We start from the raw sequence: 25,431 nt of genomic DNA, 5'->3' as shown, positions 1-25,431 counted from the left end.
TACAACGGAGCTATGGATGAATCAACAAATGTTCTAGCGTGGCCCACGAGCCCGGGACATGTCACAGTTAGACCGTTAAGCTCCAAGTCACCATGTAAAGTTTGGCTGATCCGAAGGGAGAGTGACCAAACTTACATGGTGCTAAAACTTAGTTTGACTATGGAGGATGTCGCTTCGCTAAGGCAAAACCCGGTCACCCAGTCGAGGAAATATGTCGTCGATTTTTACGGCACGCTAGCGACTCAATTGGGCGATGGTTTGATCATGGAATATTGCCCAGGGGGGAGCATCGGTGATCTGGTGAACAGTCGCGGGGTTTTTAGCCTCGGTGAGTGCATTACGGCACTGGCGCCGGTGGCCCAGACATTATCGATTATGCATGCTGAGGGCACTCGTCATGGCGACATCTCACCTGCCAATGTGCTGCTGACAGCCAGTGGGATGCCGAAGATCATTGATTTTCAGGAGACTGCATCGCAGGCAGAGCTGGTATCTGGTGCCGGGACGCCGGGGTTCATGGCACCGGAAGCATGCCCGGGTGGTCGGGAACAGGCAGCAGGGGAGCAGGATGTCTATTCGCTGGGTGCCTGCCTATGGTTCCTCCTGAGCGGCAAGCCCCCGGAGCAGGAAATTCTTAGACCCCCTGTGCAGGTGCAATTTCCTACCCTGCCGCAGATCATCCAGGAGCTCCTGGTTGAGAGCCTTGATTCGGATCCGGGGCTGAGGCCCAGCGCTGAACAGTTCGCGAGAACGTTATTTTCCAGTGCAAGCGCCGAACCGGTCAGGTGGGAAGGCCATGTCTCGCCTGAAGCTACCCATTTGATGGAAACCGTCCATCCAGGAACCCGAGTGTCGTCCAGCCGACGAGGGCGCAAGCATGCGAAAGCCGCTGGACAGCAGACAAAAGTCGATGAACCGGTTGATGCCTGGCAGGATCATCCGCTTCGGCCCACCCCGGGAGCGATGAAACTGGTAGGCGCTGCAGCGCTCGGCCTGCTCGTCGTCGCCGGCAGCCTCGTAGGCGTCAATCACTTGCGGGCTGCTACGGCCTCGGACGCTACCAACGAACAAACTGCTGCCGTTGAGCCTTCGTGCCGAATCGATGACGTGGCCAGGGTCCCGGCGTGTGCCATGCAGCAAGACACCGTAGTGTCTGCATTCCTCAGCCTGACCCAACAGCGTGATCGGGCGATGTCCAAGTTATCCAGCGGTGATTTGACCGCCATTTATTCTTCTGGTTCGGAGCAACTGAAGCGGGATCAAGAAACCATCGCCACACTGCGAGAATTGGGTTTGCGCTTCGAGGGGCTGCAGACACAACTGAAAAATGTCTCGATCAAGGCCCGGGGACAGGGGAACACCGTGGTCTTGTCGGCCGAATCCAGCCAAAGCCAATACCATTATGTGGATCGCAAAGGCCGACAGATACATACGGCGAAAGCCACAATGGCTGAACGTATTGAGATCGAGCTTGTGCTTTCGGATCGTGGGTGGCGAATTGGCAATGTTCTTCGGCATTAAAGGAAGAAACCGCAATCCCAAGCGTGCTCAATGCTTGCGGTTGCGGTTCCTTCTGCGGATCCTCGTGCGGATTAGGACCAGAGAGTTGCTACGGCGATGTTGATGAAGGCCATGCCGCCCACTGCGTGGGCAATGCCGGTCGAAACTTCCTCGCCTGCCTTGATCTTCTTGCGGCCGATGAAGGCTGCTACGGCGATGACAATTGCGATAACCAGCTTGACACCGATCTTTGCATGATTGACCGGGTCGGTACCAGCCTCAGCGATACCTACGAGTGCCAAACCGGTCACCAGCTGTACGAGGGAACCGTACCACTGCCATGCATTGACGGTCGGGGTCTTGAAGTTGGCCAGCCAGCCACCGAAAATTGCCGCTGCACCAAGAACATGCACAAATACTAAAATGAGTTTCAGGAATTCCATGGTTCTAGCCTAATCTAAATTCGACTGAACGTAGAAAAGCGACGATCGCCTCTGCTGATCAATATCAGCAGAGGCGATCGTCGCTTTGCCCAAGGGCTTATCGGGAGCTTAGAGTCCCAGGTCTCCCTCGAAAGCGCCACCCTCAAGGCGAGCCTTGACGGTCTGCAGGAAGCGACCTGCGTCGGCGCCGTCAACCAGACGGTGATCGTAGGTCAGGCACAGGTACATCATGTGGCGGATGGCAATCGAATCGTTGCCGTCGGCGTCGGTGATGACCATTGGGCGCTTCACGATCGCACCGGTGCCCAGGATGGCTACCTGAGGCTGGTTGATGATCGGGGTGTCGAACAGTGCGCCAACCGAACCGATGTTGGTGATCGAGAAGGTGCCACCGGACAGCTCATCTGGACCGATCTTGTTGCTGCGGGTACGTTCAGCAACATCGGCGATGCGCGATGCCAGGCCAGCCAGGTTCAGATCGCCTGCGTTCGAAACGACTGGAACCAGAAGGCCCTTGTCGGTATCGACAGCAAATGCCAGGTGCTCGGCATTGTGGTAGGTGATCTGCTGGGTCTCTTCGTTGTACTCAGCGTTCAGCTTCGGGTGAGCCTTCAGGCCTTCGGCAACTGCCTTGGCGATGAATGGCAGGTAGGTCAGGTTCACGCCGTTGGTGGCCTTGAAGCCAGCCTTGGCCGAACCGCGCAGCTTCACGATGCGGGTCATGTCGATCTCGTGGACCTGGGTCAGCTGAGTCGAGACGTCCAGCGACTCGCGCATGCGGCGGGCGATGACCTGGCGGATGCGTGGAGCCTTCTCGGTGGTGCCGCGCAGCGACGAAGCCTCAACTGCAGGGGCAGCTGGCTTAGCTGCAGCAGGAGCGGCAGCTGGAGCAGCGGCAGGTGCAGCAGCTTCCTTGGCAGCAACGGCGTCGAGCACGTCCTGCTTGCGGATGCGGCCGCCAACGCCGGTCCCCTTGACCGATGCGATGTCGATGTTGTGCTGGTTGGCAAGGCGGCGAACCAGAGGGGTTACGTAACCCGACTCGTTGGTCGACTCGGCAGCAGCAGGTGCTGCAGCAGGAGCTGGAGCTGCCGGAGCTGGGGCAGCAGCAGGAGCTGGTGCGGCAGGCGCAGCTGGAGCAGGAGCGGCCGGAGCCTCTTCCTTGGCAGGTGCAGGAGCAGCAGCTGGTGCTTCTTCCTTGGCTGGAGCAGCAGCAGGAGCAGCGCCGGCGGCACCGATCACTGCGAGAACTGCGCCAACTTCAGCGGTCTCGTCTTCAGGAACGCGGATTTCCAGCAGGGTGCCGGCAACCGGGGAAGGAACTTCAGTGTCTACCTTGTCGGTGGAAACTTCGAGCAGTGGCTCGTCAACGGCGACTTCCTCGCCAACTTCCTTCAACCAGCGGGTAACGGTACCTTCGGTCACCGATTCGCCCAGTGCAGGCAGGGTGACTTCGGTGCCCGAAGCGGAGCTGGCAGCAGCAGGTGCAGCCGCAGGTGCCTCTTCGGCAGCTGGTGCTTCTTCAGCGGCTGGAGCAGCTGGTGCTTCTTCCTGTGCTGGTGCTTCTTCGGCAGCAGGCGCGGCTGGAGCGGAATCGCCCGAACCCGAGCCATCGCCGATGCGCACCAGAGGTGCGCCAACTTCGGCGTCCTCGTCTTCTGCGACAAAAATTTCCTCGATTACGCCAGCAACCGGCGAAGGAACTTCAGTGTCTACCTTGTCAGTGGAAACTTCCACCAACGGCTCGTCTACCTCTACACGGTCGCCAACCTGCTTCAGCCAGCGGGTTACCGTACCTTCGGTAACGCTTTCACCCAGTGCGGGTAGGTTTACGGTTTCAGACATCGTCCCGTATCTCCTTGGTTTTTAAATCTTGAATTGTGGTTGGAGGCAGTGCCTCCGAGCTTTGTGCACTAGGCAGCGCGTTGATCAACGCGCTGCCTAGTTGAGCCAAAAGCTATTAGCCGTGCAGTGGAGCACCGGCGAGAGCCATTGCGGCCTCGCCAAGGGACTCGTTCTGAGTTGGGTGAGCGTGGATCAGCTGCGAAACATCCTCTGGGTATGCTTCCCAGTTGACGATCAGCTGAGCTTCGCCGATCTGCTCGCCGATGCGGCCGCCGATGCCGTGAACGCCCACGATTGGACCGTTCTTGACGCGGACCATCTTGATCAGGCCACTGGTGCCCAGGATCGAAGACTTGCCGTTGCCAGCCAGGTTGTATTCAGTGGTTTCGATCTGGTCTGCACCGAACTTCTCCTTGGCCTTTGGCTCGGAGTAGCCCACCGAAGCGATCTCAGGCTCGCAGAAGGTCACCTTCGGGATGTTGATGTCCTCGATGATGGTTGGCTTCAGGCCGTGGATTTCCTCGGCAACGAAGCGACCGTGCTGGTAGCCGCGGTGTGCCAGCTGTACACCTGGGACGATGTCGCCAATGGCGTAGATGTTGCCGACGCCGGTGTGCAGGCGCTCGTCGGTGATCACGAAGCCGCGATCGATGGTGATGCCCTGCTCTTCGAAGCCGAGGCCTTCGGTGACTGGACCGCGACCCACTGCAACCAGAACGATGTCTGCTTCCAGTACGTTGCCGTCAGCCAGCGAGACCTTGACGCCGTTGGCGTCCTGCTCGACTTTTTCGAAGAAGACGCCGGTGTTGAACTTGATGCCGCGCTTCTTGAAAGCACGCTCCAAGGTCTTGATGATGGCTGGGTCTTCGTTCGGAACCAGCGAAGGAAGGCCTTCAACGATGGTGACATCGACACCGAAGGAGTTCCATACGGAAGCGAACTCGACGCCGATGACGCCGCCGCCGAGCACGATGGCGCTCTTTGGCAGGTCTTCCATGTTCAATGCTTCGGTGCTGGTCAGTACGCGGCCGCCGATTTCCAGACCGAAGGTCTTGGAGGTGGAGCCGGTAGCCAGGATGATGTACTTGCCCTTGTATACGGTGCCATCAACGTCGATGGAATCCTGGGAGACAAGACGGCCGTTACCGGTGATAACGTTGACCTTCTTCATCTTGAGCAAGCCCTGCAGGCCCTTGTGCTTGCCAGCAACAATGCCTTCCTTGTACTTGCGCACGCCAGCCAAGTCGATCGACTCGAGCGTGGTGTTGATGCCGTACTTGGCACCCTCGCGAGCGTTTTCAGCCAACTCTGCTGCGTGCAGGTAAGCCTTGGTTGGGATGCAGCCGGTGTGCAGGCAGGTGCCGCCCAGCTTTTCCTTTTCAATCAATCCAACCGTGTAACCCAGCTGGATGGCACGCAATGCTGCCGAGTATCCAGCGGATCCACCGCCGAGGATGAGGACATCAAATTCTTGCGTTGCTGCCGAATCGGCCACGTGAACGCTCCCTCGTATTCGCTAAGTGTGGCCGGCTTTGGCCGACCAGGGGATCGGTCGCAGATCATTGGGAGCGTGACGCTTGTTGGCGCGCACCATTGATCCACGGTGATGTTTCAAAACTTACCTTAGTACCGCAAACCGGCCAGAGTCACCTTCGCGGGCCTAAAAGTCAGGCATGTCTCTTATTTTTATCCTGTCCCCGGCGCCAATCGCAGGTGCGAGTTGATGCCGGGGAACAGAATTGTTATTGCACTGCCTCCTGGCTAAGCAGGCAAGCGGTGCTTATTTTGCGGCGAGCTGCTCGGCGTACGCTACGAGCGTGCGAACCTGTGACCCGGTGCCGTTCTTCGGGGTGTATCCCCAAGCGTTGCCTTCGTTGAATGCAGGGCCGGCGAAGTCGATGTGTGCCCACGGAATCTTCTTTCCGTCGACCTCGCCAACGAATTCTTCCAGGAAGACCGCGGCGGTCATCATGCCGCCCATGCGCTCACCGATATTAGCCAGATCGGCAACCTGGGACTCGATGCTTGGACGCAGTTCTTCGGGCAGCGGCATGCCCCAAGCCAATTCGCCAACCTGGTCCGAAACGGCAACGAGGTCGTCGCGTACCTGCTCGTCGCCCATGATGCCTGCGGTTCGCAGGCCCAGAGCGAGCATCTGCGCACCGGTCAGGGTAGCGATGTCGATCATGACATCTGGCTTTTCCAAGCTTGCAGCTGCTAGGCCATCGGCCATGACCAGGCGGCCTTCGGCGTCGGTGTTCAGCACCTCGACGGTCTTGCCGCCGAACATGGTCAAGACATCGCCCGGACGGGTCGACGCGCCGCCTGGCATGTTTTCTGCCAGGCACAGCCATGCGGTGACCTTCACGTTCAGGCCCAGCTCGGAGACGGCCGCGATGGTCTGGAATACCGCGGCGGCACCGGACATGTCGGACTTCATCGCGTGCATGCCGGCAGCTGGCTTCAGCGAGGTGCCGCCGGTGTCAAAGGTGATGCCCTTGCCGATGAGCGCAATGTGCTTGGTTGCCTTGGCAGGGGAGTACTCGACCTTGACCATGCGAGGCTGGCGAACCGAACCGCCGCCAACACCGAGCAAACCGCCAAAGCCGTCCTTGGCCAAACGCTTCTCATCCAATACCGTGACCTTCAAAGGCAAGGACTTGGCATAGTCCTTTACCGCGGTGGCGAAGGATTCAGGGTAGAGCAAGTTTGCCGGGGCATTGATCAGGTCACGGGTGCCACGCACGGCACGGCCGAGGATGGCTGCGCGCTTGAGCACTGCCGGGAGATCCTTGGACGTGGCGACGGCGGTGGCGATCTGTGCATCGGCCAAAACCGGCTTGTCGCTCTTCTTTGAGCGCTGGTTTTCATAGCGGTAGCTGCCCAAGGCGATGCCTTCTGCAATCGCCGCTACCCGCTCAACGCTGTCCGATGGCAGTGCGAAGATGGCGGACTTGGCATTGCTAAGCTGCCGCGCGGCCGAGCCGGCGGCGCGGCGAAGCTGCTCATCGGTGAGGTCAGCTAGTTCCTCGACGCCCAAACCAATGAACTGCAGGACCTTTGCCTTTGAGCCCTCTACGCCTGGAAGCAAGGTCACTTCGTCGGCCTTGCCTGAGGCGCCCAGTGCGGTCAGCGACTGCTCCAGCGACGAGGTGGTTTCCGCAGTGAATGGCGAAGCGACTATGGATGCTTTTCCGTCGTTCTTCAGCACACCCAAAACCAGAGTATCGGCGCTCTTGCGTTTAATGTCGGTGCCAATGGCGCTCAAAGTGAGATCACTTGAGTTGATCACAAAATCATTCCTTCTGTGCCTTTGTAGGGTCTAAGGTCGTGAATTCCGGAATGGTAATCCGGAAGGTAGTGCATGCTCGTGGGCAACGCATCTGCTACCTCCGATGTTATCTGAGGATTTAGTTCATGGTGCGTCACTTCACAGCGAGCGTAAGTGCAGAAGCGATAGTATGTACTATCGCTCTGAATGCAGGGTGCCAAGCAGTGTCTAGTGGCGCTGAACTCGGTTTTTAGACAGTTCGGCATTGAATGAGGAGAAAATGTCCAAGCAATCGTTGATGACGATGGTCGCAGACGACTTGGATGATTCACGTCTACAGGGACTGGGAATGTACGTCCTGCTCAAGTCCATGAGCGACGCTGGGCATACCCATTCACAGGTGACCAACGAACTATTCGGGCGCCTCGACTCCCAACTTTTTGCCACTTTCGATGCCGATGAGCTCGTTGCCTACACTTCACAGCGACCTCGACTGACTTTCCTTGGCGACCACTTCGCTGGATACCAGGCGCCGCGCATCGAAATCTATTTGATGACTGATGAGATGGACCGCAAGTTCTGGTTCCTCACCGGTGTGGAGCCGGACCTCAAATGGGAACGCGTCATTTCCGAGCTTCTAGGTTTCATTGAGGCCTTCAACGTTTCCCTGGTCGTCGGGTCGGCATCACTGCCGATGCCGGTTCCGCACACGAGGCCCGTTGGCGTGACAGCGCACGGAAACCGCAAGGACCTCATCGAGAACATCTCCACGTGGAGCCCAACTGTCGAGTCTCCAGCGGGGATTACCTCGCTGCTGGAGATCCGCATGACCGAAGCGGGACGCGACATCGTGGGTTATTCTCTGCATACTCCCCACTATCTTGCCGAATCTGAATATCCTGCGGCGGCTGTAGCTACTTTGGAATATGTTGGTGCTGCCCTCAAGCTGGCCCTGCCGACTGATAAGCTCCGCGAAGCTGGACGCTTGGTTGACCAGCAGCTCGCCGAACAGCTTGAGGCCAACAATGACGTGCGGCAGATGGTTGATGGGTTTGAAGAGCGTTTCGATGCCCACGTGCAAGAGCATGAGCCGCGTTCATTGTTGCTTGATGAAGACAAGCAAATGCCAGGCGCCGAGGAACTAGGCGCTAGTGCCGAGCACTTCCTGGCAGCGATTGAAAACACCGACGATTGGTTGAGGAACGGACACGACGAGCCGTCATCAGGTGATCAAGACTAGTGAGTCAACCGCACTTGAATTCGACCAAATCCTGGTTGGTTTATGGCTTTGCCATCATCGCCTACATATCTGCAATATCCCAGCGCACCAGTTTTGGCGTGGCGGGCATTGAGGCAACAGAGCGTTTTCACGCGAGTGCTCAGATCCTTGCGACGTTTTCGGTAGTCCAGCTCATCGTTTATGCCGGGGCGCAAGTGCCCGTCGGATTGCTATTGGATAAGTTCGGCCCCCGGATCCTGATTACCTGTGGCGCTTTGCTGATGTCTGCAGGCCAGGCATTCCTTGCTATCTCGGTGAACGTTCCGATGGGGCTGGTTGGTCGTGTCATGGTGGGCATGGGCGACGCGATGGTCTTCGTTTCGGTCCTCAAGCTGCTGCCGCTATGGTTCTCAGGATCGCGGATACCGGTCCTCACCCAGCTCACCGGCACCTTTGGCCAGCTCGGACAGCTGATCAGCATCTTCCCGTTCCACATGATGCTGCTGAATGTCGGCTGGTCGCCAGCGTTCTCCGTGATGTCAGGATTCGCCTTCGCCACGTTTATTACCACCATCGCTTTTGTGCGCAATGGACAAAGCTGGGCCGGCGCTGGCCAGGGTGGGCACTCCTCGGGTTCGCGAATTGCGCAGGCATTGAAGCAGCCAGGCACTCGGCTGGGGTTCTGGACGCACTTCACGACCGCATTCATGATTAACACCTTCATGATGACCTGGGGCTATCCATTCCTGGTCGAGGGGCAGGGATTAGACAGCTCGCTGGCGTCGGGTCTCATGTCGATATTCGTGGTCGTCGCCGTCGTGCTGGGGCCAATGCTCGGCGCCTTGACAGCGCGCCACGCCGAACACCGCTCCAACTATGCGCTTGGCATCATCGGTTTGATGCTTGTGATGTGGGCTGTAGTCCTCTTCTGGCCTGGGCAGGCACCGTTGTGGGTGCTCATCATCTTGATGATCTGTGTGGCAGCAGGCGGTCCGGCTTCGGTGATCGGATTCGATTTCGCTCGTACTTTCAACCCGCCAAATGTCCTGGGCACGGCAACCGGTTTGGTCAACACCGGCGGCTTCATCGGAGCATTCATCACCATCTATGTCATCGGGTTCATTCTCGACATGCTGAACAAAGCCAACGGCGCTTCGGGCGAGCTCTACAACCTCGGCTCGTTCAGGATTGCACTTTCAGTGCAGTTCGCCATGGCAGCGGTGGGCATAGCTTTCATGTTGGTTGAACGCCGCAAGGCCCGTCGTTTCCTAGCAGAACAGTAGCTGCCGTTCTCTGCCGCGGATAGTTCTCCACAGCTAGTGTCGATCAACGGTCATTGAAGGTGCTTCCGATGCACCTTTAGTGCATGACAACTACTCCAGAACGACAGCCGATTTCGCTGTCCAGCTACAAAGACATTTTGGCCTATGTGCCACACGCCTTGGGATTTCATCCGCGTAATTCGGCTGTCCTGCTGCTCATCGATGACGATCGACTCGAAGCAACCCTCCGCGTGGACCTGCCCTCAACTGATGAACACCTCGATCTCAAGATCTGGAACGCGCAAGTCGTCCGCTTGCTGCACCGCATTCCGAACATCGAGGATGTCGCGGTCGTCATCTACGCCCCAGAAATTTCGGGGAACCAGCAGTGCGTTCCGCTGGCTAATCTCGTGTCAGAACTTGAGGATGCTTTAGCTCAACAAGATATCCGCATTCGGCATGCGTGGTGCCGGCAAGGTTCGCGAATTTGGAATTACGACACCGCGGATGGTTCAGATGTGCAGGAAATACCTGCGCTCGATACGAATGAAACGAACCTGTCAATGGTGTTTGCGGGTTCGTCGCCCTTGGACCAGCCATGGGACGGCAGTGGAGTCCCGAAGTGGTCGAACACAGACGAAGTCCTTCAGCTCTTAGAAGTCCATGAGGCCAATCTTGTCGTGTCACTCGAAGCATGGAATGAATCGTTGAGCAGGCCAGCCAACGAAACAACAGCTGCTTTGCATGCGGATCCACTCAAGACCGCGATGCTGGTGGGGTCGTTGCAAACAAAGCTAGTGAGAGACCTGCTGCCGTTCCTGGCAGGGGAGGGCATAGAAAGCGCGCTCGATACGCTTTTTGGCATCTCTATCGACGAACGCGAAGCAGCTGTCGCTCCTCTGGCGGACTATTTGCTGGGTCGTGGCTGGTACGCGCCGGACTGGCAACGGGTGGATAGATTATGGGAAGTGTGCCGGGACTTGTTGGGCGTTGCCCAGGGTGAACCGAGACAGGCACTGCTGTGCATTTTGGCTTGGATTGAGTGGGCTCGCGGCAGGGGATCGATGGCTTTGGTGCTCTTGAACCAGGCCGTACTCGAAAACGAGACGTATGAATTGGCGAGACTGCTTCAGAAGCTCATGGAGCATGGCGTGATGCCTGCATGGGCTACAGATCAATTGCGAGCCTGGCGTGCTAACTTTTCCTGAAAGCCGGTGCACGGGGTGTCTCAAGTGGTGTCTAGGTGGTAATTCATGGATAATGAGATAACAGACCCGGTTAGGTTCGAATTGCCTTTGCCTGAAATCTACGGATTTTGGGAACATAAGGCGGGCTTGATGCGTTGATTACAATGTGCCAGCCCTGCGGCGTTTAGTCACTGATTAAACGTCTTCGGACTTGACAGGGTCATAGTGGTGTTACCGGCAGGTGCATCCGGAACGCATCGTTAGAAAGGTTATTCGTGTCATCTTCTGAGACGAACGCTAATCGTCAAGCAACTGAAGCCGAGGTTACCGAGGCTGAAGTAACGGCGGAAACTCCCGCGGCGAAGAAGCGTGCTACCAAGGCCAAGCCTCGGACCAAAAAGGTAGCTGCAGATACTGCAGCACAGGACGAATCAACCGCAGCGGTGGCAGAAGGCGAAGAGGACGCTGAGGCCGGTTCCGACGCTAAGGCCGAAGACGATTCCAAGGGCTTTACCCTTTCCACCGGTGATGACGATGCCCCGCAGCAGCAGGTCATGGTTGCCGGCGCAACTGCGGACCCCGTTAAGGATTACCTGAAGCAGATTGGTAAAGTCGCCCTGCTGAATGCAGAGCAGGAAGTCGACTTGGCACTGCGCATTGAAGCTGGTCTTTTTGCCGCTGACAAGCTGGAGAAGGACGACGGCTCGATGGACCAGCGTTTGCGTTGGGACTACGAGCAGATTATCCACGATGGGAAGATTGCCAAGAACCACTTGCTCGAAGCGAACCTTCGTCTGGTCGTTTCGCTGGCAAAGCGCTACACCGGTCGTGGCATGCTGTTCCTTGACTTGATCCAGGAAGGCAACCTGGGCCTGATCCGCGCGGTCGAAAAGTTTGATTACACCAAGGGCTTCAAGTTCTCCACCTACGCTACGTGGTGGATTCGCCAGGCCATCACCCGTGCAATGGCTGACCAGGCACGTACCATCCGTATTCCGGTGCACATGGTTGAAGTCATCAACAAGCTGGCTCGTGTTCAGCGCCAGATGCTGCAGGACCTCGGTCGCGAACCAACTCCAGAAGAGTTGGCCAAGGAACTGGACATGACTCCTGAAAAGGTAGTCGAAGTCCAGAAGTACGGTCGCGAACCTATCTCCTTGCACACCCCATTGGGTGAAGACGGAGACTCAGAATTCGGTGATCTCATCGAAGACTCCGAAGCAGTCGTTCCAGCAGATGCTGTATCGTTCACCCTGCTTCAGGAGCAGTTGCACTCCGTACTGGACACCCTCTCAGAGCGTGAAGCCGGCGTTGTTGCAATGCGCTTCGGCTTGACCGACGGACAGCCAAAGACCTTAGACGAAATTGGCAAGGTCTACGGAGTGACGCGTGAGCGCATCCGCCAGATCGAATCCAAGACGATGTCGAAGCTTCGCCATCCGTCGCGCTCCCAGGTGCTGCGCGACTACCTCGACTAAGCCAGACTAGAAATATGGCCAGCGGAACGAATTGTTCCGCTGGCCATTTTTTGTGCCTGGATAAAAAGAGAACCGGAGGACCAACGATGGTTGGTCCTCCGGTCTCCGATTAGTCGGCAACGAGATTAGTCGTTAACGTCGACCGTTGGCTTTTCGTAAAGTCGCGACGATTCGTCCTGCCAAACTGAGGACTGAGGGCGCAGCTTAGGTTCCACATCGCGGGCGTGGTGAGCGCAAAACAGCAGTTCACCGCCGGTTGAAGCCAGCACGGCTCGCACGTAGGCCTGTGCACCGCAGCGGTCGCACCGGTCGAGGGCGTTCAGTTCACGACTAGCGGTCGTAGTAGTCATTGCCAGCCTCCTAAAGTTGATGGTTACTCAATAGAACCAGTTCGAGCTCCGACTTTATCCCGAAAACGGGTGTCTTTCGCTCACCGCGTAGTAGATGTGGATAAGGTCATAGCAATCAAAACCGCGCCTAGACAGCGGAAAATGGCCAATATTCGAACACATTAACGATTAGAATAGTACTCACGACGTTCTTTCTTATGTAGGTAGGAGACAAAGGCCCAGTGGCTTCATCCGACAATTACAACGCAAGACACCTCTCTGTCCTTGAAGGACTGGAAGCGGTGCGCAAACGTCCCGGCATGTACATCGGCTCCACGGACTCCCGAGGCCTTATGCACTGCCTCTGGGAAATCATCGACAACTCAGTTGACGAAGCGTTGGGTGGATTCGGCCAGGCAATTGGCGTCGTGCTGCATGCCGACGGCTCTGTCGAAGTCCAGGACGATGGCCGCGGTATTCCCGTTGATGTTGAACCGAAAACGGGCTTGAGCGGTTTGGAAGTCGTCTTCACCAAACTCCATGCCGGCGGCAAATTCGGCGGCGGATCCTACAGCGCCTCTGGCGGCCTTCACGGCGTTGGCGCATCGGTTGTGAACGCCCTGTCCGCGCGACTCGACGTAGAAGTCGATCGCGGAGGCAAGACCTACGGCATGCAGTTCCGTCGTGGCGAGCCCGGAAAGTTTGCCGACAAGGGGCGGAAAAAAGCCGAAGCCACCTTCACTCCTCATGAGTCCGCCACGTCTCCGGAAATCATTGGCAAGGCGAAGCGCGGTGTTACCGGTACCCGCATTCGGTACTGGGCAGATAACCACATCTTCACCCCTGACGCGAAGTTCTCATACAAGGATCTGCAGGATCGGGCGCGGCAGACTTCATTCCTGGTGCCGGGCCTGCGGATCACACTTCGCGACGAACGTGGCCTTCCGGATACCCCCGGTGCTGATGGTCCGCACGAAGAGATCTTCCAGCACGATGGCGGCATCAGCGAGTTCGTGGATTACCTCTCCAGCGACTCGCCGGTCACCGATATCTGGCGTTTCCAGGGCAGTGGCTCCTTCCATGAGAAGGTTCCTGTCATCGATGACAAGGGCCGTAGCCATATCGAAGATGTTCAGCGCGTGTGCGAAGTCGACGTCGCGTTGCGCTGGGGGATCGGCTACGACACCTCGTTGCGGAGTTTCGTCAACATCATTGCTACCCCCAAGGGCGGTACGCATAGCGCTGGATTCGAGCAGGCCTTGCTCAAGTCGTTCCGCAAGAATATCGAGGCGAATGCTCGCAAGCTGAAATTCGGCCAAAAAGACAAGATCGAAAAGGACGACGTACTCGCCGGCATGACAGCAGTGCTGACGGTGCGTCTTGCCGAACCGCAGTTCGAAGGACAGACCAAGGAGATTTTGGGTACCCCGCAGGTGCGCCAGATTGTCTCCAAGGTTGTCGAAAAGGCGCTCAATGATCGTCTGGGATCGAACAAGCGCGCTGAAAAAGCCGAGGCCTCTACGTTGCTGGAGAAGGTCGTAAACGAGATGAAGTCTCGTGTTTCGGCCCGTATGCACAAGGAAACCCAGCGCCGTAAAACGGCCTTGGAATCCTCGACGTTGCCGACAAAGCTGTTGGACTGCAGAAGCAAGGAAGTCGGAAAGTCTGAACTGTTCATTGTCGAGGGTGACAGCGCCTTGGGCACCGCGCGTCTGGCTCGTTCCAGCGAGTACCAGGCCTTGCTGCCGATCCGAGGCAAGATTCTCAACGTTCAGAAGGCATCCATCTCGGACATGCTCTCCAACGCTGAATGCGCCGCGATGATCCAGGTTATCGGCGCAGGCTCCGGCCGAAGCTTCGACATTGAGCAAGCCAGGTACGGGAAAATTATTCTCATGACCGATGCGGACGTGGATGGCGCGCACATCCGCACGCTCTTGCTCACGCTCTTCTACCGCTACATGCGGCCGATGATCGAGCATGGCAGAGTTTATGCTGCGGTTCCGCCGCTGCACCGTATCGAAGTCATCAATCCAGGCTCGAAGCAGAATGAAGTGGTCTATACCTATTCGGAAGCTGAGATGAACAAGTTGCTCGCCCAGCTGGAGAAGGATGGCAAACGTTACAAGGAACCGATCCAGCGCTACAAGGGGCTCGGAGAGATGGATGCCGACCAGCTGGCTGAAACGACCATGGACCAACGCCATCGCATGCTGCGCCGTGTCGGTATTGAACATGCCCAGGCGGCTGAGGAAGTTTTCGACCTGCTGATGGGATCTGATGTAGCTCCGCGAAAGAAGTTCATCATTGATGGAGCAGATGATTTGGAACGCGATCGCATCGATGTGTAATCGTTAAATGTGAAGTCGTTGGCCCGGGCTTTCCCTGGCCAACGACTTCTTTTTTTATTTGCTGAAGACTACTGTGGTTCACCAGGTCAGCAGACGAGGAGCAATTAAAAGCACGGTCGGGCAAACCAGCAATAAGATGGTGCAGGCCAGGACGAGGTAGCGCGGCCCGCGCCTCAACGGGGCAACCGGGGTCAAAAGCCGTTGGAGGCGCCGGGATGAAACTTCTCCGCCAGGCATGCCTACTAATTCGGCATTCGATGAGTTCGGCTTGGGGGATATTTCGTCGAAGTCCGCGGCCGCGGTGGCGACAGTAATTATGGCTTTCAACAGCGTTTGGCGGTTCACGCGCTCTAGGGCTTTATCGTCGGCGAGCATTTCAATCAGCTGCCGCACTGCTTCAAGTGACAGCTTTGACGTGGGCAACCACGGCAGCGCTTCATTCCAGGCAGTGAACGCCAGGATCAACAGATCATGGCGTTGATCCAGATGCGATCGTTCGTGAGAAATCACTGCCTGTTGTTCCTCGGCAGTGAGCTGGGTGATCAACCCTCGAGAAAGAACAGTCACTGATTGGGAGATTCCGGGGACGCAATATGCGACGGGCATATCGTGGTCAATGACGAGAGTGTTCGGGCGCGTTTGTGATGGGTTACTGAGCAGCCGAAGCAGCTGCCTATGTTTAGCCCGTTGCCTCGAGGTTCGCCAGGCAGCGCGTATCAGGGTTAGAACCAAATGGAATCCGAAGAGCAGTGCCGTGCTCAGGGCGAAGAGGTGGACGACGCCTGGATAGCGGACGGTCGGGTCGCCGGTGAGCAGCCGCCAACCACCGTGCAAGGCTGAGATGAGATCATCGCCAAGCGGTGTCAGTCCCCAAACCAGCATGGATCCAATCATGGATAGGCCACCGCCGAGTGCGATGGCTTGCCAGAGGAGAACAGCTTGGACCGGCGCGCGAGTGGTCCATTTGGCTTTAGATAAGGCCAACGGCGTCGGCCACGCTAATGCGATGGCCAACGCCGCTAGGAAGTATGAGGTGAGAAGCACTCAGTCCCCGAAGTTTGAATAATTTATGCGGACTTTACAGAGTCCAAGATAGCACGCAGGGAAGCTGCTTCATCTGCTGAAATGCCGCCGATGAATCGAGCGAGAACTGCTTCGCGGTCCTGGGCTGTGCCCAGCGCCTCATTGAGAAGACCCACGGTGTGGTCCTCGCGCGAGGAGGAAGCGGCGTAGCGATGAGGGCGGCTTGAGCGTTCGCGCTCAACTAGCCCCTTCTTTTCCAGGCGTGCAAGCACGGTCAGCACCGTGGTTACTGCGAGTTCTTTCGCATCGGTGCCAAGTGCCGCGAGATCATCGCGAAGGTCATTCGCGGTGAGCGGTTCTGCGGAATCCCACAGCAGATCCATGACGGAACGTTCCAGATCGCCAAGGCTGGCCACTAGGTCTTACCTCATTTGCTTTAGTTCTTTCGCCGCATGCCTGGGTCTGGGACTTCGGCACACTGCTTGAAACACCAATTGTAGCGAGTTTTGATCAATATTTCTACGACATGTAAAAGTGTGAGGCATTCGTGTCCGGAGCGCTGAGTTGCAGGGGTGATATCGAGGAGATGATGCGTGCGGGCAAGGGTTTTGAGGCTGTGAATGTCCTCAAGATTTGCAGTCATCGCTCTGTGTGTCAGGTGGTTTTTATAGTGTGGGTTGAATCTCGGGTTTCCGACTTCTACAACCTGTCGAAATCGTCTATGGTGATATTTGACGGCATTTCTACGATTCGTAGAAAAGTCGTGGAAGATCTCAACACGCGACAAATTGAGGATTCAATGGATGCACTAGAAATTGCCCGCTGGCAGTTCGGCATAACCACGGTTTATCACTTCCTAATGGTCCCGCTGACCATCGGGCTGGGACTAACAGTTGCTGTGTTGCAAACCATTTGGCATCGCACGGGTAACGAGCACTGGCTGCGCATGACGAAATTCTGGGGCAAGCTCTTCCTGATCAACTTCATCATGGGCGTCGCTACTGGCATCGTTCAGGAATTCCAGTTCGGCATGGCCTGGAGTGAATACAGCCGCTACGTTGGCGACGTTTTCGGAGCACCTCTGGCGATGGAAGCTCTGCTCGCATTCTTCGTAGAGTCCACCTTCCTAGGACTGTGGATCTTCGGCTGGAAGAAATTGCCAAAACGACTGCACTTGGCAACCATTTGGTGCGCGTCTCTGGCCACAATGCTCTCGGCGTACTTCATTCTCGTCGCTAATTCCTGGATGCAGCACCCAGTAGGAACCAAGATCGTTGATGGACGCGCCGTGATGACCGACGCATGGGCTGTCTTCACCAACAACACGGCGCTGATCACGTTCCCGCACACGCTCTTCGGGGCTTTTGCCGTAGCCGGCGGATTCCTATTGGGTATCTCATGGTTCCACCTTTATCGCCGGCGCAAAGAAGGCATTGACACCGTAGATGCTGACGGTCGCGTGATCATCGGCGAGGATTTGAGCCGAGGCAAGAACCGAGACAAAACGGATTACCACGTATGGATCAAATCCCTTCGAATCGGTGCAAGCATTGCCGTCGTCGCCTTCCTCGGCGTAGCTCTCACTGGCCACGAGCAAGCCAAGCTCATGTTCGAACAGCAACCCATGAAAATGGCCTCGGCGGAAGCTGCCTGCCATGATGGAACCGGCTTCTCGGTGCTGTCGCTGGGCGACATCACGGCCAATGGATCCACCAACTGCGATGACGTAGTTGCCGTATTCGAAGTTCCGGGAATTCTTTCCTTCCTAGCCAACGGAAACTTCACAACGGAAATCAAGGGCGTCAACACGCTGATTCCCGAATACCAGGAAAAGTACGGAAAGTACTATCCGCAAGATGAATCCTTCGGCCCCTACGCCGGCCAAGAAATCGACTACCTGCCGGTCATGGAAGTGACCTACTGGGGATTCCGTCTGATGATCACCTTCGGTGGGCTCTCTGCAGTTGCCGCGGCCATTGCATTGTGGATTACCCGCAAGGGAACCGTTCCGGATAACAAGTGGATCTCGCGTCTCGCTGTACTAGGAATCGCAGCGCCGTTCGGTGCCAACGCCACCGGCTGGATCTTCACTGAAATGGGTCGCCAGCCCTTCACCGTAGCTCCCAACCCTCAAATGGGCGGGGTGGACCAGGTATTCATGTACACCGCGGCCTCTGTCTCACCCACGGTGAGCGCGGGGGAGCTCCTATTCTCGCTGATTGCTCTGACTTCCATTTACGCAGTACTGCTCGTCGTAGAACTGGTGCTCTTGTTCCGCTATGTCCGCGGAGGCGTGGCCTCGGCAATGCCGGAACTTGAATCCGAGCATCAGCCCCACGACACGAGCACAAGACAACCCGATGACAACGACGACGATGACGTCTTGGCGTTCGCCTACTAGACCCAGGAACTAAGGAGAAAACCATGGAATGGCTACCAACACTTTGGTTCATTGTCATCGCAGTACTCTGGTGCGGCTACCTCTTCTTGGAGGGCTTTGACCTTGGCGTAGGCATGCTCATTGGCCTCGGACGCAACACCGAAAGGCGCAAGCGGTTACTGCTGAACACCATTGGCCCGGTGTGGGACGGCAACGAAGTATGGTTGCTGACCGCTGGCGGCGCAACCTTCGCCGCCTTCCCGCATTGGTACGCTTCGCTCTTCTCAGCGCTCTACATCCCACTGACCATCGTGCTGCTCGCGTTGATCTTCCGAGCGGTAGCAATCGAATACCGGGGCAAAGCAGTCACCGCGCCCACTCGAAAAGCTTGGGACCTGGCTCTCGGCCTAGGCTCTCTGGTCGCCGCCTTTGGCGTAGGAGCCATGCTGGCATCGACAACCATTGGCCTGCCGCTGAATGAGAACGGCGACCGCATTGGTGGCGCCTTCGCCTGGCTTACCTGGCACGCAGTACTAGGCGGAGTAGCAGTGGTGGCATTCTGCTGGATCCACGCGCTCGCCTTCCTGCGGCTGAAGACCGATGGGCCCGTCCGTGAAGAAGCAGGGAAACTCGTCGGCCGATGGTTGCCGGTGGCCGTACTGCCGATGATGGTCTGGGCCCTCTGGGTGATCATCAACAACGATTCGGCACTGTCCTGGGTGAGCCTGGCACTTTCGCTGGCAGCACTGGTCGCAGCAATCATTATGGGCAGAGCCGGAAAAGAGGGAATCTCCTTCATCGCTCTGGGAATCATGCTCGTCGCAGCGGTCGCAGCCATTTTCATCGCTGCTTTCCCCGTGGTTTTGCCCTCGACACTCGATCCTGCCTTCAACCTGACAGTTGAAACGGCTTCCAGCACTCCATACACGCTGAAACTCATGAGCATCGTGGCTGCCTTTGGTGTTCCATTGGTGCTGGCCTACCAAGCGTGGAGCTACTGGGTATTTCGCAAGCGGCTGCGCGAGGAGCACATTCCCGAAACCCATCGCGTGACATCAATCGTCAAGTAAACGAACCGGACCCGAAAGTCGAAGCATGCCAGCCCCAAGATTCCTCCCCAAAGACCTGATCACGCCACGCCAATTCGCGGTACTGACGTGCTTTTCAGTGTTCAAGGTCTTGGGGCTGGTGCTTGTCGCCTACGCTCTGGGGACCTGGATTGCCAACATGGCCGCCAGCGCAGAAAACGAGCCACAGTTGTTGTACCTAGCAGGAGCCGGAGCCCTATTACGTGCTCTCGCTGCCTGGGGACTCAACGCTGGAGCCCGGCGCATGGGGTTGGGAGCCAAAGAACGCATGCGGCTGCAGCTGCTCCAAACCGAGGCATCACGTCCAACGATCGCTCCAGCCACTCAAAATCCGATTCCTGTGGTCGCCACCCTAGCCAGCCACGGACTTGAGAAGCTGGATGACTACTTCACGAAATTTATCCCTGCGCTGATCGGTGCCGTCGCTATTCCGCTACTCCTAGGCCTGTACATCCTGCAGCTGGATTGGGTCAGCGCGGTCATCCTGCTCCTGACCGTTCCCTTGGTGCCGGTGTTCATGGCCCTCATCGGAATGCATACGCAGGAGACACTGAAGGAAACGCAGTCATCGCTTGACCGGCTGGCCAACCAGCTCTATGAACTGGCTCAAGGCCTGCCGGCGCTTCTGGGACTTGGCCGGGCGCGTCAGCAGGGCAATGCCATCGCGCAAGTCGGCGCGAAATATCGTTCGGCCACCATGGCCAATCTGAAGACGGTTTTCATGTCGAGCTTCTGGCTGGAACTCATTTCGACTCTGTCAGTCGCGGTGCTGGCCGTCTTCATCGGGGTCAGGCTGGTCCATGGCTCCATGGAGCTGTCCGCGGGACTGACAATTCTCATCTTGGCGCCCGAGCTATTCTCCGCCCTTCGCGAGGTGGGATCGGCCTATCACTCGGCAGACGACGGTCTCGCAGCCTACCAGCGTTACCAGAAGATAACCGCTGACGTGCCAAGCATTGCCTTGAACGTAACCACCCACAAGCCGGCTATGCATATTCTGGAAATTGAGGATCTCAGTGTTCGCTACGGCGAGGACGAACCAATTTACCAGGACTTCAACCTCAGCCTGGGCGCGGGGGAACGGCAAGTCCTCGCAACCGCGAGCGGGTCGGGAAAGACAACCCTGCTAACGATCATTGCCGAAGCCCAGAGCAGCAATAACGAGTTTAATCCAGAGCTAGTCCACGGTAGTATCCGGACTTCCGGATCAATGGCCATGATCAGCCAGCATCCGCGATTTGATGCCGAGACCGGGCGGGAGCAACTAGACCAGGACGTGCCCGGGGCCGACCCCGAACTGATCGCAGCGCTGGCGGAGCGCCTTTCGATGCGACAAATGCTCGAACATGAGATAGCCGAATATTCGCCAGGCGAACTGCGTCGACTAGAGGTACTGCGTGCAGTGCTGCGCATGCACAGCGACCCCAACTGCACCCTGCTACTCGCGGATGAGCCAACAGCGCACCTGGATGACCGAAATGCCGCAGTTGTGCGCCAGCTGCTGCGCGAGCTCCCGGAACACTGCGCTGTGCTTGTCGCCAGCCATGACCCATTGCTCAACAACGCACCAAGCAACCACGCTGAGGCTCGGGGCCAATCGAAGGTGCCAACCCCGGATCCCGAGCTTGACGAGGATAATCCACACCGCGGGACAGGCGCACCTGAGGGTGAAATGAGCGGACACCGCTTCAACCCCCGAAGCGAATTGCTCAAGCGCTATCGCAGCGCGCCGAAAGCCATCGGGTGGGGGACCGCCAGCGTACTGTGCGCAGTCGCCTTGGCCGCGCTCAGCGGCTGGCTAATTGTCGAAGCCAGCTACCAGCCACCCATCCTCCACTTGAGCGTCGCATTCGTCATGGTGCGTGCGCTGGGCATCGGACGAGCTGCCTTCCGTTATCTTGAACAGCTGGCCATCCATGATGCAGTCCTCGAATACGCGGGAAACCTTCGCGAAAAAATATGGAATGCCATGGTTGCAGATCCAGCCCGCTGGGGCCTGTTCAGTCGATCCTCGGTAGTCCTGCGGTTCTTGCTGGCCGAAGTGGATGAACTACGCGATCAACTCGCACGAGTGGTCTTCCCGCCGCTGTCGGCAACCGTACTGTGGGTTCTGGCCATAATTGCCTTGTTCCTGATTCAGCCGGAATTCGGTTGGACCGCCCTGGTCGCAGGATTGATGCTTGCAGGACCCATCCGCTGGCTGGTCCAGCGCATCGAGGGGCAACATCTGGTGCGGCAGCTGGGCCATCGAATGTCCATGAACCAATCCATCCTCGGGATCCTGCGGCACAAATCCGCATTGCGAATCAACGAATCCCTGAAGCCGGCGATTGCGTCGATGCGCAGAGCAGAAGAAGAAAACACCAAGGATGCTCGTCACCACGCACTGGGCCAAGGCAGCGCCTCTGCGCTCGCCGTCCTGCTCAGCGTGCTCATGGCCATAGTGATGACCTCGGTATCCGAAAGTTCCGCTTCGTTGACCGCATTGGCGGTATTGCTCAGCCTGGCCTTGGGGGACAGCGCCAGTGGAGCCTTGCTGGCAGTGCAGCAGGGGCAAGCATTGAGGCAACTCACTGAACAACTCGAACGCCATGGCTTGGCCAGCGAGAACCGGCAAGGTCACGAACATGCCGGCACGCCGAGCGGGGCCATCGCAGCCGTTGGTTTTGAGCTGGAGGAAGTAAGCCTCGGATATGGGCAAGGTCCCAACGTCATCGACAAGCTGAGCGCAAGGATTCCGAAAAACCAGTGGACCGCCATCGTCGGCCCTTCCGGATCCGGAAAATCAACGCTGCTCACGGCTCTGCTCGGTGCCCTGCCAGCACGCACCGGCAATCTCCGAGTTCTCGATGGCGAGGGGAAACTTCACCCGCTAGCGAATGCCGAGGCGAATTCGGTGGCCTGGTGCCCACAGGAAGCCCACCTGTTTGATTCCTCGATACGCCGCAACCTCATGCTCGGCGTGCCCGAAGGCGAGCAACGCAGCGACGGAGCGCTGATCGAGGTTCTTGAGCACGTTGGCCTCTCAACCTGGTACGGACAGCAGACCCAGGGACTCGATACGAGAATCGGATCCGGAGGCCACAACCTCTCAGGCGGCCAACGCTGCAAGTTGGCAGTCGCCAGGGCGATTCTCGGCGGACATCAAGTGGTACTGCTCGATGAGCCCACAGCGCATCTGGGAGTAGATGAAGCTGGCGAGCTGATGGCGTCGCTGCGCACTGCGCTGGCTTCGCGCACCGTGGTGCTCATTACCCACGATGAGAAATTGGCGGGGGAGTGCGACGGGCGTATCGACCTGGGCGCTGCAGTAGGCGCTGGAAGCAAATAGTAAGGTGCTGTTGCGGATCACCTGATCCGCAACAGCACCTTTGAATTTCAGGAGCCCTGAAATCTAGAGGATGACTCCTCCATCATCAAAGGGCAGGGTATCCTCGCCCGGATTGAATGCTGGAGCCGCCTTCGGGCGTTCCTCCTGAACCGGGGCCTGATCCGGCTCAAGTTCCGATCCAGCCTCTTCAGCTGTGGCTGAAATCCGGCTCGCGCTCAACGAGCCGCCCAGGATATTGATGGACTGGGCCAATGGCGCACCAGAGCCGTCACGCTTGCCGAATTCCGTTGGCAGAGCCCTGACCACACCGGCTGTGGAGCTGGCTCGTGCTGGCCCCTGTCCGGCGTAGGCAAGTTGCAAGTGGTCTTCGCCCTTGACGAAGCGATGTGCGCGTACACCGGCTGTGGCACGGCCCTTGGCGGGGAATTCCGCAAAATCAGTCAGCTTCACCGACTGGCCAGAAGTTCCCGGCAAGGTCTGCGAACCAGCCGCGATCGTTGCAACCACGGCATTGCCTGCGGTCGCCGGAACGACGCCGAAGAAGATGACGTGGTCATCGGCGCCAAGCTTGATGCCCGCCATGCCGCGACCGGTGCGTCCTTGAGGCCGTACTGCCGAGGCCGGGAACCGCAGCAGCTGAGCGCCACGGGTGAGGAAGACCAATTCGTCATCCTCGCCGGCCACACTGGCAGCCACCACGACGTCGTCATCCTTGAGGGTAATCGCCTCGAACTCATCGCGATTCAGCGGGTACTCGGGAGTCACCCGCTTGACTACGCCATTGCGGGTGCCGATGGCCAGGACCGCGTTCAGCGGAACCAGCGCGATCACCGATTCGTTCTTTGGCAGCTTCAAGAATTCAGCGACCGGCACGCCCTGCGCCAGCTGCGGGAATCCATGGGACTCGGGTAGCACCGGTACATCGATCAGGGAGATGCGGATGATCCGGCCGGTGCTGGTCAGCGCGCCGATCTCACCGCGGGCCGTGGAAGGCACTTGGGAGAGCAGCACGTCATGTTTGATGCGAGCCGAAGAGAAGTCCAAGTCCGTGCGGTCGTGGGTCCGCGCGATCTGGCCGGTGGCAGAGAGCAAAGCCCAGCAGGCGCTATCGGAGATCTCCATGGTTAGCTTGGCCTGCTTGCCGCTGCCTACCGCTTCGGGCAGCGCGGTGCCCTTGAGCGGGGCGAGCTGCGCGGACTTGAGCAGTTTGGTGCGTCGCGGAGTGCCGAAGGTCTCGGCCATCTCTTCCAGCTCGTCGGAGACGACAGAACGCAACAGCTGATCCGACTCCAAAATGGCGCGCAGCTTCTCGATTTCCTCGCGCAGCTGTTCTGCTTCGGTTTCCAATTCAAGCTTTGAATACTTGGTCAACTGGCGCAGGCGCAGTTCCAGGATGTGGTTGGCTTGCGGTTCGCTCAAGTCGAAGACGGTCATCAGGCGCTGGCGCGCCTCGTTGGTCTGTTCGGAAGAGCGGATGATCGCGATGACATCGTCGATATCGACGATGGCGATCAGCAGGCCCTCGACCAGGTGCAACCGGTCTTCACGCTTGGCCAAGCGGTGAACGGTCCGTCGGCGTACAACGTCGATCCGATGGTCGACGTAGACGGTGAGCAGTTCACGCAGTCCCATGGTCCGCGGCTGCCCGTTAACCAAGGCAACGTTGTTGATGCCGAAGGAATCTTCCATCGGGGTGTACTTGTAAAGGCTGGCCAGCACGGCGTTGGGGTTGAAACCATTCTTCAGCTCAATGACCAGTTTCAAGCCATGATGGCGATCGGTGAGATCGACAACATCGGAGATCCCGACGATCTTCTTGTTGTTGACACCGTCCTTGATCTTTTCGATGACCTTCTCCGGCCCCACAGTGTATGGAAGCTCGGTGACGACCAGGGCGGACTTGCGTGCCGAGATTTTCTCCAGCGCCACCGTCGCCCGGGTACGGAATAGGCCGCGCCCGGTGCGGTATGCATCTTTCACGCCATCGAGGCCGATGATGCTGCCGCCGGAGGGCAGGTCGGGTCCGGGGATGAACTTCATCAGTTCTTCGACGGTTGCTTCAGGCTCCAGCAATAGGTGGCGCGAGGCTGCGATGACTTCGCCGAGGTTGTGAGGTGCCATATTGGTGGCCATGCCCACGGCAATGCCGGTGGTTCCGTTAACCAGCAAGTTCGGGAAGGCGGCCGGGAGCACTTCTGGCTGCATGAACTGGTTGTCGTAGTTCGGAATGAAGTTGACGACATCTTCATCCAGGTTCGCGGTCATTGCTACGGCCGATGCCGCCAGGCGAGCCTCGGTATAACGAGGCGCAGCTGGCCCATCGTCAAGGGAACCGAAGTTGCCATGGCCATCGATCAACGGCAGACGCAGCGAGAAATCCTGGGCCAGGCGGACCATCGCATCATAAATCGCGGCATCGCCATGCGGGTGCAATTTACCCATGACTTCGCCGACCACGCGCGCAGACTTCACGTGCCCCTTCTCGGGGCGCAAGCCCATCTGGGACATCTGGAAAAGAATTCGACGCTGGACCGGCTTCAGCCCGTCGCGGGCATCAGGAAGCGCGCGTGAATAGATGACGGAGTAGGCGTACTCCAAGAAGGAGGATTCCATTTCATTGGTGACGTCGATGTCGACGATGTTTTCAATGAAATCCTCTGGAATCTCTTCAGACTTCTTTCGAGCCATTACTCTCTTTGTCCTTCATCTGCTGTCGTGCGGCCG

General features: G+C 57.9%; 17 protein-coding genes. 9 read left to right on the top strand and 8 right to left on the bottom strand.

Features of this window, described 5'->3' with window-relative positions:
- Positions 1 to 159 precede the first annotated feature (159 nt).
- A complete protein-coding gene (locus D3791_RS01570) occupies positions 160 to 1,521 on the top strand; it encodes a serine/threonine protein kinase (protein ID WP_172511117.1) in 1,362 nt (453 codons plus the stop codon).
- A 71-nt stretch (positions 1,522 to 1,592) separates the two neighbouring features.
- On the opposite strand, the gene D3791_RS01565 is transcribed toward D3791_RS01570, so the two are convergent.
- From D3791_RS01565 to D3791_RS01550, 4 genes are all read right to left on the bottom strand, one after another.
- A complete protein-coding gene (locus tag D3791_RS01565; RefSeq protein ID WP_172511116.1) occupies positions 1,593 to 1,943 on the bottom strand; it encodes a hypothetical protein in 351 nt (116 codons plus the stop codon).
- A gap of 108 nt (positions 1,944 to 2,051) precedes the next feature.
- Positions 2,052 to 3,788 carry a 2-oxoglutarate dehydrogenase, E2 component, dihydrolipoamide succinyltransferase gene (sucB, locus tag D3791_RS01560; RefSeq protein WP_172511115.1) on the bottom strand — a complete coding sequence of 579 codons (1,737 nt, stop codon included), beginning with the start codon at positions 3,786 to 3,788 and terminating at the stop codon, positions 2,052 to 2,054.
- Between the two features lie 115 nt (positions 3,789 to 3,903).
- Positions 3,904 to 5,283 (bottom strand): dihydrolipoyl dehydrogenase, encoded by a 1,380-nt coding sequence (lpdA, locus tag D3791_RS01555; RefSeq protein ID WP_172511114.1) that lies wholly within the window; start codon positions 5,281 to 5,283, stop codon positions 3,904 to 3,906.
- 285 nt (positions 5,284 to 5,568) lie between these two features.
- Positions 5,569 to 7,080 (bottom strand): leucyl aminopeptidase, encoded by a 1,512-nt coding sequence (locus tag D3791_RS01550; protein WP_172511113.1) that lies wholly within the window; start codon positions 7,078 to 7,080, stop codon positions 5,569 to 5,571.
- Between the two features lie 259 nt (positions 7,081 to 7,339).
- Between D3791_RS01550 and D3791_RS01545 the strand changes: the two genes are divergently transcribed.
- From D3791_RS01545 to D3791_RS01530, 4 genes are all read left to right on the top strand, one after another.
- Complete coding sequence (locus D3791_RS01545; RefSeq protein ID WP_172511112.1) at positions 7,340 to 8,299, top strand: proteasome assembly chaperone family protein; 960 nt, start codon at positions 7,340 to 7,342, stop codon at positions 8,297 to 8,299.
- Between the two features lie 14 nt (positions 8,300 to 8,313).
- Positions 8,314 to 9,561 carry an MFS transporter gene (locus tag D3791_RS01540; RefSeq protein WP_246242261.1) on the top strand — a complete coding sequence of 416 codons (1,248 nt, stop codon included), beginning with the start codon at positions 8,314 to 8,316 and terminating at the stop codon, positions 9,559 to 9,561.
- Between the two features lie 83 nt (positions 9,562 to 9,644).
- A complete protein-coding gene (locus D3791_RS01535; RefSeq protein ID WP_172511110.1) occupies positions 9,645 to 10,748 on the top strand; it encodes a DUF4192 domain-containing protein in 1,104 nt (367 codons plus the stop codon).
- Between the two features lie 254 nt (positions 10,749 to 11,002).
- Positions 11,003 to 12,205, top strand: coding sequence for an RNA polymerase sigma factor (locus tag D3791_RS01530; protein ID WP_157379100.1), 1,203 nt, complete (start codon positions 11,003 to 11,005; stop codon positions 12,203 to 12,205).
- Positions 12,206 to 12,330: 125 nt separating this feature from the next.
- Here D3791_RS01530 and D3791_RS01525 read toward each other — a convergent pair whose 3' ends face one another.
- Positions 12,331 to 12,555 (bottom strand): DUF7455 domain-containing protein, encoded by a 225-nt coding sequence (locus D3791_RS01525; protein ID WP_022876520.1) that lies wholly within the window; start codon positions 12,553 to 12,555, stop codon positions 12,331 to 12,333.
- Positions 12,556 to 12,776: 221 nt separating this feature from the next.
- On the opposite strand from D3791_RS01525, the gene D3791_RS01520 reads away from it, so the two are divergent.
- On the top strand, positions 12,777 to 14,885 hold the full coding sequence (locus tag D3791_RS01520) for a DNA gyrase/topoisomerase IV subunit B (protein WP_022876519.1): 2,109 nt from the start codon (positions 12,777 to 12,779) through the stop codon (positions 14,883 to 14,885).
- 78 nt (positions 14,886 to 14,963) lie between these two features.
- Here D3791_RS01520 and D3791_RS01515 read toward each other — a convergent pair whose 3' ends face one another.
- Positions 14,964 to 15,929: a M56 family metallopeptidase gene (locus tag D3791_RS01515; protein WP_022876518.1), complete on the bottom strand. Its 966-nt coding sequence runs from the start codon at positions 15,927 to 15,929 to the stop codon at positions 14,964 to 14,966.
- Positions 15,930 to 15,952: 23 nt separating this feature from the next.
- Entirely contained in the window at positions 15,953 to 16,324 is a 372-nt protein-coding gene (locus D3791_RS01510; protein WP_022876517.1) for a BlaI/MecI/CopY family transcriptional regulator, read from the bottom strand.
- 383 nt (positions 16,325 to 16,707) lie between these two features.
- Here D3791_RS01510 and D3791_RS01505 point away from each other — a divergent pair, with 383 nt between their 5' ends.
- Genes D3791_RS01505 through cydC form a run of 3 tightly spaced genes read left to right on the top strand, consistent with a single transcriptional unit; the run spans position 16,708 to position 22,707 of the window.
- Positions 16,708 to 18,309 (top strand): cytochrome ubiquinol oxidase subunit I, encoded by a 1,602-nt coding sequence (locus tag D3791_RS01505; protein WP_061956667.1) that lies wholly within the window; start codon positions 16,708 to 16,710, stop codon positions 18,307 to 18,309.
- Between the two features lie 23 nt (positions 18,310 to 18,332).
- Entirely contained in the window at positions 18,333 to 19,358 is a 1,026-nt protein-coding gene (gene cydB, locus D3791_RS01500) for a cytochrome d ubiquinol oxidase subunit II (RefSeq protein ID WP_172511109.1), read from the top strand.
- Between the two features lie 25 nt (positions 19,359 to 19,383).
- A complete protein-coding gene (gene cydC / locus D3791_RS01495; protein ID WP_172511108.1) occupies positions 19,384 to 22,707 on the top strand; it encodes a thiol reductant ABC exporter subunit CydC in 3,324 nt (1,107 codons plus the stop codon).
- Between the two features lie 63 nt (positions 22,708 to 22,770).
- Here the strand turns inward: cydC and D3791_RS01490 are convergent, their stop codons facing one another.
- Positions 22,771 to 25,395, bottom strand: coding sequence for a DNA gyrase/topoisomerase IV subunit A (locus D3791_RS01490; RefSeq protein WP_172511107.1), 2,625 nt, complete (start codon positions 25,393 to 25,395; stop codon positions 22,771 to 22,773).
- Between the last annotated feature and the right edge of the window lie 36 nt (positions 25,396 to 25,431).

The organism is Glutamicibacter mishrai (assembly GCF_012221945.1).
In the GTDB taxonomy this organism is placed as follows: Bacteria; Actinomycetota; Actinomycetes; order Actinomycetales; family Micrococcaceae; genus Glutamicibacter; species Glutamicibacter mishrai.
This window is presented reverse-complemented; position numbering and strand designations above follow the sequence as displayed.

Coding starts and splice junctions, on each gene's coding strand:
- D3791_RS01525 (WP_022876520.1), bottom strand. CDS start 12,555: ATGACTACTACGACCGCTAGTCGTGAACTGAACGCCCTCGACCGGTGC.
- D3791_RS01570 (WP_172511117.1), top strand. CDS start 160: ATGGAGGATGTCGCTTCGCTAAGGCAAAACCCGGTCACCCAGTCGAGG.
- cydC (WP_172511108.1), top strand. CDS start 19,384: ATGCCAGCCCCAAGATTCCTCCCCAAAGACCTGATCACGCCACGCCAA.
- D3791_RS01490 (WP_172511107.1), bottom strand. CDS start 25,395: ATGGCTCGAAAGAAGTCTGAAGAGATTCCAGAGGATTTCATTGAAAAC.
- D3791_RS01535 (WP_172511110.1), top strand. CDS start 9,645: ATGACAACTACTCCAGAACGACAGCCGATTTCGCTGTCCAGCTACAAA.
- cydB (WP_172511109.1), top strand. CDS start 18,333: ATGGAATGGCTACCAACACTTTGGTTCATTGTCATCGCAGTACTCTGG.
- D3791_RS01565 (WP_172511116.1), bottom strand. CDS start 1,943: ATGGAATTCCTGAAACTCATTTTAGTATTTGTGCATGTTCTTGGTGCA.
- sucB (WP_172511115.1), bottom strand. CDS start 3,788: ATGTCTGAAACCGTAAACCTACCCGCACTGGGTGAAAGCGTTACCGAA.
- D3791_RS01545 (WP_172511112.1), top strand. CDS start 7,340: ATGTCCAAGCAATCGTTGATGACGATGGTCGCAGACGACTTGGATGAT.
- D3791_RS01505 (WP_061956667.1), top strand. CDS start 16,708: ATGGATGCACTAGAAATTGCCCGCTGGCAGTTCGGCATAACCACGGTT.